Source organism: Pseudomonas sp. H3_E07 (assembly GCF_054668895.1).
In genome coordinates this window covers 2,703,882-2,720,098 of the sequence record NZ_CP162795.1, presented here as the reverse complement: position 1 = coordinate 2,720,098, position 16,217 = coordinate 2,703,882, and the positions used below count along the sequence as shown (strand labels likewise).

Annotated in this window: 14 protein-coding genes and 1 pseudogene; 12 read left to right on the top strand and 3 right to left on the bottom strand. The window is 59.5% G+C overall.

Translation table 11 applies throughout. The features are described 5' to 3' along the window. The first annotated feature begins 21 nt into the window (after nucleotides 1-21). Both prlC and AB4O08_RS12275 read left to right on the top strand, forming a co-directional pair. Nucleotides 22-2,073 (top strand): oligopeptidase A, encoded by a 2,052-nt coding sequence (prlC, locus tag AB4O08_RS12280; protein ID WP_010207774.1) that lies wholly within the window; start codon nucleotides 22-24, stop codon nucleotides 2,071-2,073. After that, a complete protein-coding gene (locus AB4O08_RS12275) occupies nucleotides 2,070-2,345 on the top strand; it encodes a YheV family putative zinc ribbon protein (protein ID WP_010207776.1) in 276 nt (91 codons plus the stop codon). Before prlC ends, AB4O08_RS12275 begins: the two co-directional genes overlap by 4 nt. 35 nt (nucleotides 2,346-2,380) lie before the next feature. Here AB4O08_RS12275 and AB4O08_RS12270 read toward each other — a convergent pair. After that, nucleotides 2,381-2,557: pseudogene (locus AB4O08_RS12270) on the bottom strand (protein tyrosine phosphatase); the annotation flags it as partial. Between the two features lie 221 nt (nucleotides 2,558-2,778). Between AB4O08_RS12270 and AB4O08_RS12265 the strand changes: the two are divergent. Genes AB4O08_RS12265 through AB4O08_RS12255 form a run of 3 tightly spaced genes read left to right on the top strand, consistent with a single transcriptional unit; the run spans nucleotide 2,779 to nucleotide 6,593 of the window. Beyond that, nucleotides 2,779-3,531, top strand: a complete 753-nt coding sequence (locus AB4O08_RS12265) for a gluconate 2-dehydrogenase subunit 3 family protein (RefSeq protein ID WP_010207780.1) — start codon at nucleotides 2,779-2,781, stop codon at nucleotides 3,529-3,531. Nucleotides 3,532-3,533: 2 nt separating this feature from the next. Further along, nucleotides 3,534-5,318 carry a GMC family oxidoreductase gene (locus tag AB4O08_RS12260; protein ID WP_010207781.1) on the top strand — a complete coding sequence of 595 codons (1,785 nt, stop codon included), beginning with the start codon at nucleotides 3,534-3,536 and terminating at the stop codon, nucleotides 5,316-5,318. A 12-nt stretch (nucleotides 5,319-5,330) separates the two neighbouring features. Continuing rightward, complete coding sequence (locus AB4O08_RS12255) at nucleotides 5,331-6,593, top strand: cytochrome c (protein WP_044286402.1); 1,263 nt, start codon at nucleotides 5,331-5,333, stop codon at nucleotides 6,591-6,593. 77 nt (nucleotides 6,594-6,670) lie between these two features. Here AB4O08_RS12255 and AB4O08_RS12250 read toward each other — a convergent pair whose 3' ends face one another. Beyond that, nucleotides 6,671-6,928 carry a hypothetical protein gene (locus tag AB4O08_RS12250; RefSeq protein ID WP_021491408.1) on the bottom strand — a complete coding sequence of 86 codons (258 nt, stop codon included), beginning with the start codon at nucleotides 6,926-6,928 and terminating at the stop codon, nucleotides 6,671-6,673. A gap of 223 nt (nucleotides 6,929-7,151) precedes the next feature. On the opposite strand from AB4O08_RS12250, the gene AB4O08_RS12245 reads away from it, so the two are divergent. The 3 genes from AB4O08_RS12245 (at nucleotide 7,152) to AB4O08_RS12235 (ending at nucleotide 10,802) form a co-directional block, all read left to right on the top strand. Then, on the top strand, nucleotides 7,152-8,210 hold the full coding sequence (locus AB4O08_RS12245; RefSeq protein ID WP_198729810.1) for a PA0069 family radical SAM protein: 1,059 nt from the start codon (nucleotides 7,152-7,154) through the stop codon (nucleotides 8,208-8,210). A gap of 227 nt (nucleotides 8,211-8,437) precedes the next feature. Beyond that, a complete protein-coding gene (locus AB4O08_RS12240) occupies nucleotides 8,438-9,169 on the top strand; it encodes a carbonic anhydrase (protein WP_010207792.1) in 732 nt (243 codons plus the stop codon). 85 nt (nucleotides 9,170-9,254) lie between these two features. Next, nucleotides 9,255-10,802 (top strand): SulP family inorganic anion transporter, encoded by a 1,548-nt coding sequence (locus tag AB4O08_RS12235; protein WP_305375425.1) that lies wholly within the window; start codon nucleotides 9,255-9,257, stop codon nucleotides 10,800-10,802. A 131-nt stretch (nucleotides 10,803-10,933) separates the two neighbouring features. Here the strand turns inward: AB4O08_RS12235 and AB4O08_RS12230 are convergent, their stop codons facing one another. Beyond that, nucleotides 10,934-11,581, bottom strand: coding sequence for a hypothetical protein (locus AB4O08_RS12230; protein WP_021491407.1), 648 nt, complete (start codon nucleotides 11,579-11,581; stop codon nucleotides 10,934-10,936). A gap of 367 nt (nucleotides 11,582-11,948) precedes the next feature. Between AB4O08_RS12230 and coxB the strand changes: the two genes are divergently transcribed. From coxB to AB4O08_RS12210, 4 genes are read left to right on the top strand one after another with little or no spacing between them, the layout of a single operon-like run. Further along, nucleotides 11,949-13,076 (top strand): cytochrome c oxidase subunit II, encoded by a 1,128-nt coding sequence (gene coxB / locus AB4O08_RS12225; protein WP_010207796.1) that lies wholly within the window; start codon nucleotides 11,949-11,951, stop codon nucleotides 13,074-13,076. 58 nt (nucleotides 13,077-13,134) lie between these two features. Then, entirely contained in the window at nucleotides 13,135-14,721 is a 1,587-nt protein-coding gene (ctaD, locus tag AB4O08_RS12220) for a cytochrome c oxidase subunit I (RefSeq protein ID WP_010207801.1), read from the top strand. Nucleotides 14,722-14,742: 21 nt separating this feature from the next. Further along, a complete protein-coding gene (locus AB4O08_RS12215) occupies nucleotides 14,743-15,294 on the top strand; it encodes a cytochrome c oxidase assembly protein (protein WP_010207802.1) in 552 nt (183 codons plus the stop codon). A 35-nt stretch (nucleotides 15,295-15,329) separates the two neighbouring features. After that, on the top strand, nucleotides 15,330-16,217 hold the full coding sequence (locus tag AB4O08_RS12210; protein ID WP_010207803.1) for a cytochrome c oxidase subunit 3: 888 nt from the start codon (nucleotides 15,330-15,332) through the stop codon (nucleotides 16,215-16,217).

Genomic DNA, 16,217 nt, shown 5'->3' with positions numbered 1-16,217 from the left:
TCTTCAGCCAAGGTGCCAACCGTGAGCGCGAACAACCCGCTTCTGCAGTCCTACGACCTGCCGCCGTTCTCGGCGATCCGTGCCGAGCACGTCCAGCCAGCCATCGAACAGATCCTCGCCGACAACCGTGTCGCCATCGAAGGCATCCTGCAAAGCCAGGGTAAACATCCGACGTGGGCCGGGCTGGTCCTGGCGATGGATGAACTGAATGACCGCCTGGGTGCCGCCTGGAGCCCGGTCAGCCACCTCAATGCCGTGTGCAACAGCGCCGAACTGCGCGAAGCCTACGAAGGCTGCCTGCCGGCGTTGAGTGCTTACTCCACCGAGATGGGCCAGAACCGCGAATTGTTCCAGGCTTTCGAAGCCTTGGCCAACAGCCCGGAAGCCGCCGGTTTCGACGTGGCGCAAAAAACCATCCTGGAACACGCCCTGCGTGATTTCCGCCTGTCGGGTATCGATTTGCCGCCGGAGCAGCAAAAGCGTTACGCCGAAGTGCAGAGCAAACTGTCCGAGTTGGGCAGCAAATTTTCCAACCAGTTGCTGGATGCCACCCAGGCCTGGACCAAACACGTCACCGACGAAGCCACCCTCGCCGGCCTGACCGATTCGGCCAAGGCGCAAATGGCGGCCGCCGCACAGGCCAAAGGCCTCGACGGCTGGCTGATCACCCTGGAATTCCCCAGCTACTACGCGGTGATGACCTACGCCCAGGATCGCGCCCTGCGTGAAGAAGTCTACGCGGCCTACTGTACCCGTGCGTCGGACCAAGGCCCGAATGCCGGTCAGAATGATAATGGTCCGGTCATGGAACAGATCCTCGACCTGCGTCAGGAACTGGCCAAGCTGCTGGGGTATGCGTCGTTCTCCGAACTGAGCCTGGCCACCAAAATGGCCGAGTCCAGCGATCAGGTGCTGAACTTCCTGCGCGACCTGGCCAAGCGCAGCAAGCCGTTTGCCGCCCAGGACCTGCAACAGCTCAAGGCCTATGCCGCCGAACAAGGCTGCGCCGACCTGCAAAGCTGGGACAGCGGTTTCTACGGCGAAAAACTTCGTGAGCAACGCTACAGCGTTTCCCAGGAGGCCCTGCGCGCCTACTTCCCCATCGACAAAGTATTGGGCGGCCTGTTTGCCATCGTGCAGCGCCTGTACGGCATCGAAATCGCCGAGCAGAAAGGCTTCGACACCTGGCACCCGGATGTCCGCCTGTTTGAAATCAAGGAAAACGGCCAGCACGTCGGCCGCTTCTTCTTCGACCTCTATGCCCGCGCCAACAAGCGTGGCGGTGCCTGGATGGACGGCGCCCGCGATCGTCGTCGCACGATCGATGGCGTGCTGCAAAGCCCGGTGGCCAACCTGGTGTGCAACTTCACCCCGGCCGACAGTGGCAAGCCTGCCCTGCTGACCCACGATGAAGTCACCACGCTGTTCCACGAGTTCGGCCACGGCCTGCACCACCTGTTGACCCGTGTTGAACATGCTGGCGTGTCGGGCATCAATGGCGTGGCCTGGGATGCGGTCGAATTGCCGAGCCAGTTTATGGAGAACTGGTGCTGGGAGCCGGAAGGCCTGGCGCTGATCTCCGGTCACTACGAAACCGGCGAGCCACTGCCCCAGGACTTGTTGGAAAAAATGCTCGCGGCGAAAAACTTCCAGTCTGGCTTGATGATGGTGCGTCAGCTGGAGTTCTCGCTGTTCGACTTTGAACTGCACGCCACCCACGGTGATGGCCGCAGCGTGGCGCAAGTGCTGGAAGGCGTGCGCGATGAGGTGTCGGTGATGCGTCCGCCGGCCTACAACCGTTTTCCGAACAGCTTCGCGCACATCTTCGCCGGTGGTTACGCCGCGGGTTACTACAGCTATAAGTGGGCCGAAGTGCTGTCGGCGGATGCCTTCTCCAAGTTTGAAGAAGAGGGCGTGCTCAACGCTGAGACTGGCCGCGCCTTCCGTGAGGCAATCCTGGCGCGTGGCGGTTCTCAGGAGCCGATGGTGCTGTTCGTCGACTTCCGCGGACGTGCGCCGTCGATTGACGCACTCTTGCGCCACAGCGGCCTGAGTGAGGACGCGGCAGCATGAGTGAAGGGCCTGTGATTACTAAAAAGCAATTTATCGCCGGGGCGGTCTGCCCGGCGTGCAGCGAGCCGGACAAGTTGAAGATGTGGACCGAGGACAACGTGCCGCATCGCGAGTGCGTGGCCTGCGGTTACACCGACACGCTGAATGACCAAGGGTTGTCGGTCCCCAAGGAATTGGGCACACGGGTGAACACGTCGGCGTTGAAGGCGCCTGCGGACCCCAAGGTGCAGGCGGTGCAGTTCTTTCCTAACCCGAAGCTGAAAAAAGACTAACAGATGGCCCACTGCAGGAGCCGGCAAGCCGGCTCCTACTGTTGTTTCTCTTCTTTTCCCGTTGTCGTGATCCAGTCCTTCATCGAGCACAACGCAAACGCGCGGGTGCTGTAATCGCCATTCCCCAAAGCCGTGCGCAATTTGTCGACATCGGCTCCCATCATGTAGCGAACACCGTCCTTGAAGCCATTGCTGGGGCCGAAGACCGGCAGCCATTGATTCTTGAGCATTGTTGACATGACCGAGCAGGAGGTCGGTGAATGGCACTCAGGTTGGGGCCCGTCAAAGGACTGTGAATACTCAGTCTTTAGTCGCTGAAACGCTTTTCCTGATACATAGCCTGCTATCATTTGTAACTATTGATTTCTTAAAAAGCCAAATCGCTCACTAGAAGCCGGCTGATAAACCCGTGACCACATGATGAGGTGCCACCATGTCTGATCAAGATCAAGACAACCCCCGGCGTGACTTTCTGCGCAAATCCTTGACCTTGATCCCGGTGGTCACGGTTGCCAGCACCGGCCTTGGCGGCTCGATGCTGATGGCGACGCCTGAGCCGGCCCAGGCCGCGCCCGTCCAGCCTGCAGCCAGCGAAAAGGCCTACGAGCCAACTTATTTCACGGCTGAGGAGTGGACGTTTATCAATGCCGCCGTCGCGCAATTGATCCCCGCCGATGCCCAAGGCCCAGGCGCTCTGGAAGCGGGTGCGCCGGAATACATCGACCGCCAGATGAACACGCCTTACGCCAGCGGAGCCCTGTGGTTCATGCAAGGCCCATTCAACGCCGATGCGCCGCCGGAGATGGGGTGGCAGAGCAAATTGGTGCCCAAGGAGATCTATCGCCTGGGCATTGCCGCGACGGATGCATGGTCGAAAGCGTTCAACGGCAAAGTTTTTGCTGCGCAAGACAGCGCTACCCGAGACGACATGTTACGTCGTCTGGAGGCGGGCGGCAGTGAGGTGACGGCGCATTTCGAGGCGGTGCCACCAAAGCTGTTCTTCAACCTGTTGCTGCAAAACACCAAGGAAGGCTTCTTCTGCGACCCGATCCACGGCGGCAACAAAGGCATGGTCGGCTGGACCATGATCGGTTTTCCCGGCGCCCGCGCCGATTTCATGGACTGGGTTGAACGCAACGAGCAATACCCCTTCCCGGCAGTTTCCATCCGCGGCGAGAGGGCATAAACGTGGCGACCATTATGAAGAAAGTGGATGCAGTGATCGTAGGCTTCGGCTGGACCGGCGCGATCATGGCCAAGGAGCTGACAGAAGCAGGCCTCAACGTGGTAGCGCTGGAGCGCGGTCCTATGCAGGACACTTACCCCGACGGCAACTATCCCCAGGTCATCGACGAATTGACCTACAGCGTGCGTAAAAAACTCTTCCAGGACATCTCCAAGGAGACAGTGACCATTCGCCATAGCGTGAATGACGTTGCCCTGCCCAACCGTCAGCTGGGCGCATTTCTGCCGGGCAATGGTGTGGGCGGAGCGGGCCTGCACTGGTCCGGCGTGCATTTCCGTGTCGACCCGATCGAGTTGCGCATGCGCAGCCACTATGAAGAACGCTACGGCAAACACTTCATTCCCAAGGACATGACCATCCAGGACTTCGGCGTGAGCTACGAAGAGCTGGAGCCGTTTTTCGACTACGCGGAAAAAGTCTTCGGCACCTCTGGACAGGCTTGGACCGTAAAAGGGCAATTGGTAGGCGAAGGCCGTGGCGGTAACCCGTATGCGCCGGATCGCTCCAACCCTTTCCCGCTGGAGTCGCAGAAAAACACCGTCTCCGCACAACTGTTTCAGAAAGCGGCTGCCGAGGTGGGTTACAAACCCTACAACCTGCCCTCAGCCAACACCTCGGGGCCTTACACCAATCCCTATGGCGCCCAGATGGGGCCGTGCAATTTTTGTGGTTTTTGCAGCGGCTACGTCTGCTACATGTATTCCAAGGCATCGCCGAACGTGAACATCCTGCCGGCGTTGCGCCAGGTGCCGAACTTTGAACTGCGGCCCAATTCCCACGTGCTCAAGGTCAACCTCGACAGCACCAAGAGCAAGGCCACTGGCGTGACTTACATCGACGCCCAGGGCCGGGAATGCGAGCAACCAGCGGAGTTGGTGATCCTCGGCGCATTCCAGTTCCACAATGTGCGCTTGATGCTGCTCTCCGGTATCGGCAAGCCCTACGACCCGATCACCAACGAGGGCGTGGTGGGCAGAAACTTCGCCTACCAGAACATGGCCACCATCAAGGCGTTCTTCGACAAGGACACCCACACCAACAACTTCATCGGCGCCGGCGGCAATGGCGTGGCCATCGATGATTTCAACGCCGACAACTTCGACCACGGGCCTCATGGCTTTGTGGGCGGTTCGCCGATGTGGGTCAACCAGGCCGGCAGTCGACCGATTGCCGGTACGTCCAACCCGCCGGGCACCCCGGCGTGGGGCAGCGCCTGGAAGCGCGCCACCGCCGATTACTACACCCACCAGGTGTCGATGGATGCCCACGGTGCCCATCAATCCTACCGGGGTAACTACCTGGATCTGGACCCGGTGTACCGCGATGCCTACGGCCAGCCGTTGCTGCGGATGACGTTCGATTGGCAGGAAAACGACATCAAGATGAACCGCTTCATGGTCGAGAAAATGGGCAAGGTCGCTGAAGCGATGAACCCCAAGGCAATTGCCGTGCTCGGCAAAAAAGTCGGCGAACACTTCAACACGGCGTCGTACCAGACCACCCACCTCAACGGTGGCGCGATCATGGGCACCGACCCGAAAACCAGTGCATTGAATCGCTACCTGCAGTGCTGGGATGTGCACAACGTGTTTGTCCCAGGTGCATCCGCTTTCCCACAAGGCTTGGGCTACAACCCTACAGGCCTGGTGGCGGCGTTGACCTACTGGTCGGCGCGGGCGATCCGCGAGCAGTACCTGAAAAACCCCGGCCCACTGGTTCAGGCATAAGGAGCGATGACCATGAAAGCACTTGTTATCGCGACCTTCGCGTTTTTCAGCAGTTGCTCTGTCAGCGCCGCTGAAACTGACTTGATCAAGCAAGGTGAATACCTGGCCCGCGCGGGTGACTGCGTGGCCTGCCACACCGCCAAGGGCGGAAAACCGTTTGCCGGTGGCCTGCCAATGGAAACCCCCATTGGCGTGATCTATTCCACCAACATCACCCCGGACAAGAGCGGCCTGGGCGACTACAGCTTCGAAGACTTCGACAAGGCTGTGCGCCATGGCGTCGCCAAGAGCGGTAGTACGCTCTACCCGGCGATGCCCTACCCGTCTTACGCACGTGTCAGCGACAGCGATATGCAGGCGTTGTACGCGTACTTCATGAAGGGGGTGGAACCCGTCGCTCAAGAGAACAAGGACAGTGACATTCCGTGGCCCTTGAGCATGCGCTGGCCGTTGGCGGCATGGCGCTGGATGTTTGCGCCTGCCGTCGAGGAGCATCAGGCGCAAGCCGTCGTCGACCCGGTGATCAGCCGGGGTGCCTACCTGGTGGAGGGCCTTGGCCATTGCGGTGCGTGCCATACGCCACGGGCGTTGACCATGCAGGAAAAAGCCCTGAGTGCCACTGATGGCAACGCCTTCCTGGCCGGCAGCGCGCCGCTCGAAGGCTGGATCGCGAAAAGCCTGCGTGGCGATCACAAGGACGGCCTCGGTAGCTGGAGCGAGGAGCAACTGGTGCAGTTCCTCAAGACCGGCCGCAGTGACCGCAGCGCAGTATTTGGTGGCATGAGCGACGTTGTCGTCCACAGCATGCAGTACATGTCGGAAAATGACCTGACGGCTATCGCCCGTTACCTCAAGAGTTTACCGGCGGTGGACCCCAAGGACTCACCGCACACGTATGACAAGCAAGTGGCCGAGGCCTTGTGGAAAGGCGACGACAGCCAGCGGGGCGCCTCGGTGTATATCGACAACTGCGCGGCCTGCCACCGTACCGACGGCCATGGCTACACACGGGTGTTCCCAGCGCTGGCGGGCAACCCGGTGTTGCAGACGGCGGATGCCACATCATTGATCAATATCGTGTTGAACGGTGGTACCTTGCCGGCCACTCACACGGCACCGTCCACGTTCACCATGCCGGCATTCGCTTGGCGCCTGTCGGATCAGGAAGTGGCTGATGTTGTCAGTTTTGTCCGGGGCAGCTGGGGTAATACAGGTGGCGCAATCAGTGCTGCTCAAGTTGCAGACATACGTAAAAAATCGGGCGATAAGAATTAACTAAAGTTAGAGTGGGAAGCCCAACTTATAGGTTATTGATATAAGTTGGGCGGCTGTAGTTAGTCGGTGTAATTAGTTTAATTCCGAGTTTTCTGGCAGGTCATTGCAAACGCGTTGGCCATGGTCAGAAAAATTGCCTTGTCCTCGTCGTCAAAGTCGCCGTCATTGTCCAGGTCCGTTGGCGATGATGTGGTGTCGTAGTGGCCGTCTTTCCTGGATGAAGAGGCGTACATGGCGTACGAAAGAACCCCATTGTTAAAACGTTCGAGCAACACTTCAGGGCTGTTATCTTTTTCAAAATCTTCACACGTTAAGCGCAGTTCGTCCTGAGACATATAGAGGTCCTTCTGGTTGGTTACTAAGTTGAGACTGGATCATAGTTGCAGAACAAAAGTTTAATCCACGACTCAAGTGTGGCGATTTATGTCGTGAAAGTTCGTATGTAATACGGTGCGTTTTCAGCTGTCAGGAGATGGCCTCGAAACTTCCCGCTCGACGGTGCTGGCGCGAAATGCCAGGTTCAAATACTGTATGTGGATACAGTATAGAGGTATGCCCATGAGTTCTCTCCTGCCGCCCCGTGGCCGAGGCACGGCCACCAACCTGCATAACCGCTTTGCGCCTACGGTGAGCGTGGCCGAGGACGATGGTTGGTTTCAGGAAGTGCCACCGACTCAGGGCACTGAAGTGCGTATCGAGACGGCCAAGAGCATCATCACCCGCAACAACTCGCCGGACCTGCCGTTTGATCGTTCGATCAACCCCTACCGTGGCTGCGAGCATGGCTGCATCTACTGCTATGCGCGGCCCAGCCATGCTTATTGGGACATGTCACCGGGGTTGGATTTCGAAACCAAACTGATCGCCAAGACCAACGCCGCCGATGTGTTGGAGCAGCAACTGTCGAAGCCGGGTTATGTGTGCGCGCCGATCAATCTGGGGTCCAATACCGACCCGTACCAGCCGATCGAGCGCGAGTACAAGATCACCCGGCAAATCCTGGAAGTGCTGCTGCGCTATCGCCACCCGGTGACCATTATCACCAAGGGATCGCTGATTTTGCGCGATCTGGACCTGCTCACTGAGTTGGCGCGCCAGCGGCTGGTGGCCGTGATGATCAGCCTCACCAGCCTGGACGACGAACTCAAGCGCATCCTGGAGCCACGCACGGCGGCGCCCAAGGCACGGTTGCGGGCGATTCGGGTGATGCGTGAGGCGGGGATTCCGGTGGGCGTGTTGTGTTCGCCGATGATCCCGATGATCAACGACAGTGAATTGGAGAGTCTGCTGACCGAAGCCCATGCCGCTGGCGCGCAAAGTGCCGCGTACATGATGCTGCGCCTGCCGCTGGAGGTGGCGCCGCTGTTCGAAGAGTGGCTGGCGGCGCATTACCCGCAGCGCGCGACCCATGTGATGAGCCTGGTGCGCCAGGTGCGTGGTGGTGAGGTGTATGACAGCCGCTTCGGCGTGCGCATGCGGGGTGAAGGGCCGTTTGCCGATTTGCTGGCTCAACGCTTCAGTAAAGCGATCAAGCGTCTTGGTCTTGATCGGCGGGAAGGTTTTAATCTGGATTGCACGGCCTTTTGCCCTCCGGGCAGACAGATGGCTTTGTTGTAAACTGAAGAGGTGAAACGCGAAACTCCTGTAGGAATGGTCGCGTTTTGATATCACTGAAACCCGCGATCTAGAGCGGTTCATTCAGTTTGAGTTAAGTTTCGACGGTTACCTTGTTCAGCGAGTGACTGATGAGTCGGCGCTCTGGCCTCTGGCGTATTACAACTTTTCCATTGGCTAAGCGTCGAACTGACCTGAAAACTCCCCTGCATTAATCAAGAGGATGAATCATGAGTGACAAGGATAAACAGCCGTTGGCTGCGTCGGCTTCTGCCTCTTCGGTGGCTGAAACCGCCGATGCAGCGCTAAAGCATATCGTTGACGGCTTTTTGCATTTCCATCACGACGTCTTCCCCCAGCAGGAAGAGCTCTTCAAAAAACTTGCCACGGCTCAGAGCCCACGGGCGATGTTCATTACCTGTGCCGACTCGCGCATCGTGCCCGAGCTGATCACCCAAAGTTCGCCTGGCGACCTGTTCGTGACGCGTAACGTCGGCAACGTGGTGCCGCCTTACGGCCAGATGAACGGCGGTGTGTCCACGGCCATCGAGTACGCGGTACTGGCCTTGGGCGTACAGCACATCATCGTCTGCGGGCACTCCGATTGCGGCGCCATGCGCGCGGTACTCAACCCCGACAGCCTGGAGAAGATGCCGACGGTCAAAGCCTGGTTGCGGCATGCCGAGGTCGCCAAGACCATGGTCCATGACAATTGCGACTGCGCCAACGAAGGCGAGAGCATGAAGGTGCTGACCGAAGAAAACGTCATCGCCCAGCTGCAACATTTGCGCACCCACCCCTCCGTGGCTTCGCGCATGGCCAACGGTCATTTATTTATTCATGGTTGGATCTACAACATCGAGACCAGTGAAATCCGGGCCTACGATGCGGACCAGTCTGCGTTCCGCCCATTGAGCGGCGACGGGCCGATTCCTTCCGCGACGCCTAAAGCGCGCTTCTAAAACACTTCCCTGCCGGGTAAAGCGGTGGCTGCCATGGACGCAGCCAGGCTTTGCCGCGCCCGGTAAATGCCTCGGGAGAGTCATCATGCGTGCTGCTCAATTGAAAGCTGTACTGCCACGGGAGCTGCTCGCCTCTGTGGTTGTGTTTCTGGTCGCCCTGCCGCTGTGCATGGGGATCGCGATTGCCTCAGGCATGCCCCCGGCCAAGGGCTTGATCACCGGAATCATCGGTGGCCTGGTGGTGGGTTGGTTGGCAGGCTCGCCGCTGCAGGTCAGTGGCCCGGCGGCGGGCCTGGCGGTGTTGGTGTTCGAGCTGGTGCGCCAGCACGGCATGCTGATGCTCGGGCCGATCCTGTTGTTGGCGGGTTTCCTGCAACTGGTGGCCGGGCGTTTGCGCCTGGGCTGCTGGTTCCGCGTCACGGCGCCGGCGGTGGTGTACGGTATGCTGGCGGGGATTGGCGTATTGATTGTGTTATCCCAGATTCACGTGATGCTCGACGGCGCGCCCAAGCCTTCTGGGCTGGATAACCTGACGGGGTTCCCAGCGGCGTTGGCCGAGGCGATTCCTATCCTGGGCGGCGGCCTGGGTTGGCAGGCGGGATTGCTCGGTTTGTCGACGATGCTGGTGATGTACGCCTGGGACAAATTACGCCCGCAACGCCTGCGCTTTGTGCCGGGTGCCTTGTTGGGTGTAGGCCTGACCACGGTGGTCAGCCTGGTGCTGGCGTTGCAGGTCAAACGCGTGGAAGTCCCGGAAAACCTCGCCGACGCTATCGACTGGCTGCGTCCCAGCGACCTGCTCAACCTCGCTGACCCCCAGTTGCTGATTGCCGCCTTCGCCGTGGCGTTTATCGCGAGCGCCGAAACCCTGCTCTCCGCCGCGGCGGTCGACCGCATGCACAGTGGTCAGCGTTCTGATTTCGATAAGGAGTTGTCCGCCCAGGGTGTCGGTAACATGCTCTGTGGTCTGCTTGGTGCCTTGCCGATGACTGGAGTGATCGTGCGCAGCTCGGCCAACGTGCAGGCCGGTGCGACCACGCGTTTGTCGGCGATGTTCCACGGGCTGTGGCTGCTGGCGTTCGTGCTGTTGCTGTCGAGTGTGCTGCAAAGCATCCCGGTGGCGAGCCTGGCGGGTGTGTTGGTGTACACCGGGATCAAGCTGGTGGACATCAAGGCGTTCAAGGCACTGGGGCGCTATGGGCGGATGCCGATGTTTACCTACGCAGCCACGGCGTTGGCGATCATCTTTACCGACCTGCTGACCGGCGTACTGGTGGGCTTTGGGTTGACGTTGGTCAAGCTGGCGTTCAAGGCTTCGCGGCTCAAGGTCAGCTTGATCGACTTGCCCCAGGAAGGAGAGATGGAGCTGCGTCTGACGGGGGCGGCGACCTTCCTGAAGGTGCCGGCGTTGACTCAGGTGCTCTCGACGGTACCTGCGGGCAGCACCGTGCACGTGCCGTTGAGCAACTTGAGTTACATCGACCATTCCTGCCTGGAGCTACTGGAAGAATGGGGGCGGGCCAATGCGGCCAAGGGCTCGACGCTGGTGATCGAAGCGCGCGGGTTGAAGCGCCGGTTGGAAGGTCGGGTGCGGACGACGACGGGGATAGGTTCGGCGCCGTCTGTGGGCTGACGAAACCGGATCAAAAATGTGGGAGCGGGCTTGCTCGCGAATGCAGGGTGTCAGTCACCGGAAATGTTGACTGAGCCACCGCATTCGCGAGCAAGCCCGCTCCCACATGGGTTTTGTATTAGATCGAAGATCTAGGCGGGCTGATCCAACGCCAACTCAACCCCCAACTGCCGCGACAGGCACGGCCAGCGTTTCCACGCCGCTTCTGTGTCCGGGCTCTTCAGCTGTTCGCGATAGGCTTCGACCGACTCCAGCGCAAAGCTGTCTTCGTTGAGCATTTCATCCACGGCGTGGTGTACCGCCTCATCCAACTGGTTGGCGAAGGCTTCGCCGATCAGTTGGTGGGCGATGACATTAGCGACAGTCGTGTCGGCCGGAATCAATGGCTGGCCAAAATGCTTGATATAGAGATCGTTCACCTCTTCCACCAATCGATGCGCCAGGTAGGCCTCGTCCAGCAGGCCGTCGAGCCCTTCGTGGCCGGCGAGGATGGCGGGCGGTTGCAGGAAGAAATGCTCGGCGATCTTCAGCACCGGCTTGATCTGGCTTTCGATACCCGCTTCGCGGGCCACGTCGTTGGCGGCGTCGAGTAAATCGGGGACGAGATCGATGTAGGCGGTGACAAAGCGGGTCATGACAATGTGGCGATCACCGTCAGCCAGGGAGATGGCCGAATGCAGGTGCGGCAATTGTTTTTCCAGTTGCTGGGCAAGCTGGCCTGTGCTGGCTTCGTGTTGATGGGCACGGGAAATCTGCTCGCGCAATGCGGCGGTGTTCATGAAAGCTCCAGTGATGCAGGTGTAGGAAAAGGGAGAGGATAAGGTAGCTCGTTTATACGAGCGTCTAAGACGCATTTGTCATAATTATTTCATGGTTATGCGCCCCCGTTATATCGAATTGCCATCGTTCGTCGGATAAACGATTCCGCTCCCGGTTTTATTGGCTATTTCCGGTCATTTCTACTCATTTGCCCCTACGCATTGCAGGGTTGCAGAGCGTGTCTATACTCGGGTTTGTACGCGATTAGCTGATGACGCCAGACTGCATAAGCAGGCAAGGCCAGGCGGTTGTAAGCAGTATGGAAGCCGCTCCCTTCGACGCAGGTGCAAACCGGCGGGATAACAAGAACGATAAGGGGAACCCGCAATGATGCGACATCCACACGTTTGGATGGGCCTCCTGTTGTGGTCGGTATTCGGCCAGGCACATGCCGCCTGGACAACGAATATGGCGCCAGGGGCGACAGAAGTCAGTCACGCTGTGTTCGACCTGCACATGACCATTTTCTGGATCTGTGTGGTGATCGGCATCATCGTGTTTGGCGCGATGTTCTGGTCGATGATCCTTCATCGCCGGTCCACGGGCCAGGTCGCGGCCAAGTTCCACGAGAGCACCACCGTGGAAATCCTCTGGACCGTCGTGCCCTTGTTGATCCTGATCGCGATGGCCATTCCTGCGACCAAGACCTTGATCAATATCTACGACAGCAGTGAGTCGGATATCGATATCCAGGTCACCGGCTATCAGTGGAAGTGGCATTACAAATACCTGGGCCAGGACGTGGAGTTCTTCAGCAACCTGGCCACGCCTGCCGAGCAGATCCACAACCAGGCGACCAAAGGTGAACACTACCTGCTGGAAGTCGACCAGCCCCTGGTATTGCCAGTGGGCGCCAAGGTGCGCTTTCTGGTGACGGCCGCCGACGTGATCCACTCCTGGTGGGTGCCGGCCTTTGCGGTCAAGCGCGACGCCATTCCCGGTTTCGTCAATGAGGCCTGGACCCGCGTTGAGAAACCCGGCATCTACCGTGGCCAGTGCGCCGAACTGTGCGGCAAGGACCACGGCTTCATGCCCATTGTGGTCGAGGTCAAGTCCAAGGCCGATTACGAGACCTGGCTTGGCGAGCGCAAGGCAGAGGCGGCCAAGCTCAAAGAGCTGACCTCTAAAGAGTGGACGTTGGAAGAGCTGGTGGCCCGTGGCGACAAGGTCTACCACACCACCTGCGTGGCCTGTCACCAGGCCGAAGGCCAGGGCCTGCCGCCGATGTTTCCGGCGCTCAAGGGCTCGAAGATCGCCACCGGCCCCGCAGCTGATCACCTGAGCATTGTCTATCACGGCAAGCCCGGCACCGCGATGGCGGCCTTTGGCAAACAGCTCTCGGAAGTGGATATCGCTGCCGTAGTGACCTACGAGCGCAATGCCTGGGGCAACAACAAAGGCGACATGGTCACGCCTAAAGACGTGCTGGCCATCAAGCAGGCGGAAAGCAAATGACTTACCTCAAGGCGTCTACCTCGACCCGCCCCGCCCACTCGCTTGCAGGAGAACGGCCATGAGCGCTGTGATTGATGACCATGGTCACGCCGACCATGCCCACGGCCCCGCCAAGGGGTTGATGCGCTGGGTGCTGACCACCAACCACAAAGACATCGGCACCCTGTACCTGTGGTTCGCTTTTGCCATGTTCCTGCTCGGCGGCTCATTTGCCATGGTGATCCGGGCCGAGTTGTTCCAGCCAGGCCTGCAGATTGTGCAGCCGGCGTTCTTCAACCAGATGACCACCATGCACGGGCTGATCATGGTGTTCGGCGCGGTGATGCCAGCGTTTGTAGGCCTGGCCAACTGGATGATCCCGTTGATGATCGGCGCGCCCGATATGGCCCTGCCGCGCATGAACAACTTCAGCTTCTGGCTGTTACCGGCGGCGTTCCTGCTGTTGGTCTCAACGCTGTTCACGCCGGGCGGTGGGCCGAACTTCGGCTGGACCTTCTACGCCCCGCTCTCGACCACCTATGCGCCGGAAAGCGTGACGTTCTTTATCTTCGCGATCCACCTGATGGGCATCAGCTCGATCATGGGCGCGATCAATGTGGTCGCCACCATTCTCAACCTGCGCGCCCCCGGCATGACGTTGATGAAAATGCCGCTGTTTGTCTGGACCTGGCTGATCACCGCGTTCCTGCTGATTGCGGTCATGCCGGTGCTGGCCGGTTGCGTGACCATGATGCTGATGGATATCCACTTCGGCACCAGCTTCTTCAGTGCCGCTGGCGGCGGTGACCCGGTGCTGTTCCAGCACGTGTTCTGGTTCTTCGGCCATCCCGAGGTGTACATCATGATCCTGCCGGCCTTTGGCGCCGTCAGCTCGATCATCCCGACCTTCTCGCGCAAGCCGCTGTTCGGCTACACCTCGATGGTCTACGCCACGGCGAGTATCGCGTTCCTCTCGTTCATCGTGTGGGCGCACCACATGTTTGTGGTGGGCATCCCGCTGGTGGGCGAGCTGTTCTTCATGTACGCCACGTTGCTGATCGCCGTGCCCACGGGGGTGAAGGTGTTCAACTGGGTCAGCACCATGTGGCAAGGCTCGCTGACCTTCGAGACGCCGATGCTGTTTGCCGTGGCCTTTGTGATCCTGTTCACCATCGGTGGGTTCTCCGGGCTGATGCTGGCGATTGCTCCGGCGGACTTCCAGTACCACGACACCTATTTCGTGGTGGCGCATTTCCATTACGTACTGGTGCCCGGTGCGATCTTCGGCATCTTCGCTTCGGCCTACTACTGGCTGCCGAAATGGACTGGCCACATGTACGACGAAACCCTGGGCAAGCTGCACTTCTGGCTGTCTTTCGTGGGCATGAACATGGCGTTTTTCCCGATGCACTTCGTCGGGCTGGCGGGTATGCCGCGGCGGGTGCCGGACTACAACCTGCAGTTCGCCGACTTCAACATGGTCTCGTCGGTCGGCGCGTTCATGTTCGGCGCCACGCAGATCTTCTTCCTGTTCATTGTGATCAAGTGCATCCGTGGCGGTACACCCGCGCCGGCCAAGCCTTGGGATGGCGCTGAAGGCCTGGAGTGGAGCATCCCTTCGCCTGCGCCGTACCACACGTTCACCACGCCACCGGAGGTCAAATGAACAGGACGATGGGAGGCTGCCATGGCTGAGTCCTTGCCCACCAAGCGCCTGGTCACGCGGCTGCTGATCCTGGTGGTGGCGATGTTCGCCTTCGGCTTTGCACTGGTGCCGATCTACGACGTGATGTGCAAGGCATTCGGCATCAACGGCAAGACGGCCGGGCAGTACGAGGGCGAGCAGATCGTCGATTCCTCGCGCCAGGTGCGAGTGCAGTTTTTGTCCACCAACGCCATCGACATGGTCTGGGATTTTTATGCCAAGGCTGACGAGGTAGTCGTTAACCCGGGCGCGGTGACCGAGATGCTGTTCGTGGCGCACAACCCTACCGATAAGCCAATGACTGCCCAGGCCGTCCCCAGTATTTCCCCGGCCGAAGCGGCGATGTACTTCCACAAGACCGAGTGCTTTTGCTTCACCCAGCAAGTGCTGCAACCGGGCCAACGCATCGAGATGCCGGTGCGTTTTATCGTCGACCGCGACATGCCCAAGGATGTGAAGCATCTGACCCTGGCGTACACGCTGTTCGACATCACTGCGCGCCAACCGCCGGTGGCTGTCCACAGCGGCGGCTAGCTACTGTTTGCCCCCTCAATCAGGAGAGCGAATACATGTCGTCTCATGATACGTACTACGTACCAGCACAAAGCAAATGGCCAATAATTGCCACGTTTGGCCTGTTGATCACGGTGTACGGGTTGGGTCTGTGGTTCAACGACCTCAAGGCCGCGCGCGCGGAATCCCACGGCCCGTGGATCTTTTTCGTCGGCGGGCTGTTGCTGGCTTACATGCTGTTCGGCTGGTTCGGCGCGGTGATCAAGGAAAGCCGTGCCGGTTTGTACAGTTCGCAGATGGACCGCTCGTTCCGCTGGGGCATGACCTGGTTCATCTTTTCCGAGGTGATGTTCTTTATCGCATTCTTCGGTGCGCTTTTTTATGTACGGCACATGTCCGGTCCGTGGCTGGGTGGCGAGGGCCACAAGGGCATTGCGCACATGCTGTGGCCGAACTTCGAATTTGCCTGGCCGTTGCTGAACAACCCCGATCCGAAGATGTACCCGGCACCGGAAGGCACCATCAGCCCCTGGGGCCTGCCGCTGGTGAACACCATCCTGCTGGTGAGCTCCAGCGTGACCATCACCATTGCCCACCATGCGCTGCGCAAAGGTCATCGCGGCGCGCTGAAAATCTGGTTGGCGATCACCGTGCTGTTGGGCCTGGCATTCCTCGGGTTCCAGGCTGAGGAATACATCCACGCCTACAAAGAGCTGGGCCTGACCTTGGGCTCTGGCGTGTACGGCGCGACGTTCTTCATGCTCACCGGCTTCCACGGCGCCCACGTCACCATTGGCACCGTTATTTTGTTCGTGATGCTGATGCGCATCCTCAAGGGGCATTTCAATGCCGAGCACCAGTTCGGTTTCGAGGCGGCCAGTTGGTATTGGCACTTTGTGGATGTGGTGTGGATCGGGCTGTTTTTCTTCGTCTATGTGCTGTGA

What these genes read in the sequence shown, in the direction of transcription:
- AB4O08_RS12275 (WP_010207776.1), top strand. Translation starts at nt 2,070, where the DNA reads ATGAGTGAAGGGCCTGTGATTACTAAAAAGCAATTTATCGCCGGGGCG.
- AB4O08_RS12265 (WP_010207780.1), top strand. Translation starts at nt 2,779, where the DNA reads ATGTCTGATCAAGATCAAGACAACCCCCGGCGTGACTTTCTGCGCAAA.
- AB4O08_RS12255 (WP_044286402.1), top strand. Translation starts at nt 5,331, where the DNA reads ATGAAAGCACTTGTTATCGCGACCTTCGCGTTTTTCAGCAGTTGCTCT.
- AB4O08_RS12250 (WP_021491408.1), bottom strand. Translation starts at nt 6,928, where the DNA reads ATGTCTCAGGACGAACTGCGCTTAACGTGTGAAGATTTTGAAAAAGAT.
- AB4O08_RS12245 (WP_198729810.1), top strand. Translation starts at nt 7,152, where the DNA reads ATGAGTTCTCTCCTGCCGCCCCGTGGCCGAGGCACGGCCACCAACCTG.
- AB4O08_RS12240 (WP_010207792.1), top strand. Translation starts at nt 8,438, where the DNA reads ATGAGTGACAAGGATAAACAGCCGTTGGCTGCGTCGGCTTCTGCCTCT.
- AB4O08_RS12235 (WP_305375425.1), top strand. Translation starts at nt 9,255, where the DNA reads ATGCGTGCTGCTCAATTGAAAGCTGTACTGCCACGGGAGCTGCTCGCC.
- AB4O08_RS12230 (WP_021491407.1), bottom strand. Translation starts at nt 11,581, where the DNA reads ATGAACACCGCCGCATTGCGCGAGCAGATTTCCCGTGCCCATCAACAC.
- coxB (WP_010207796.1), top strand. Translation starts at nt 11,949, where the DNA reads ATGATGCGACATCCACACGTTTGGATGGGCCTCCTGTTGTGGTCGGTA.
- ctaD (WP_010207801.1), top strand. Translation starts at nt 13,135, where the DNA reads ATGAGCGCTGTGATTGATGACCATGGTCACGCCGACCATGCCCACGGC.
- AB4O08_RS12215 (WP_010207802.1), top strand. Translation starts at nt 14,743, where the DNA reads ATGGCTGAGTCCTTGCCCACCAAGCGCCTGGTCACGCGGCTGCTGATC.
- AB4O08_RS12210 (WP_010207803.1), top strand. Translation starts at nt 15,330, where the DNA reads ATGTCGTCTCATGATACGTACTACGTACCAGCACAAAGCAAATGGCCA.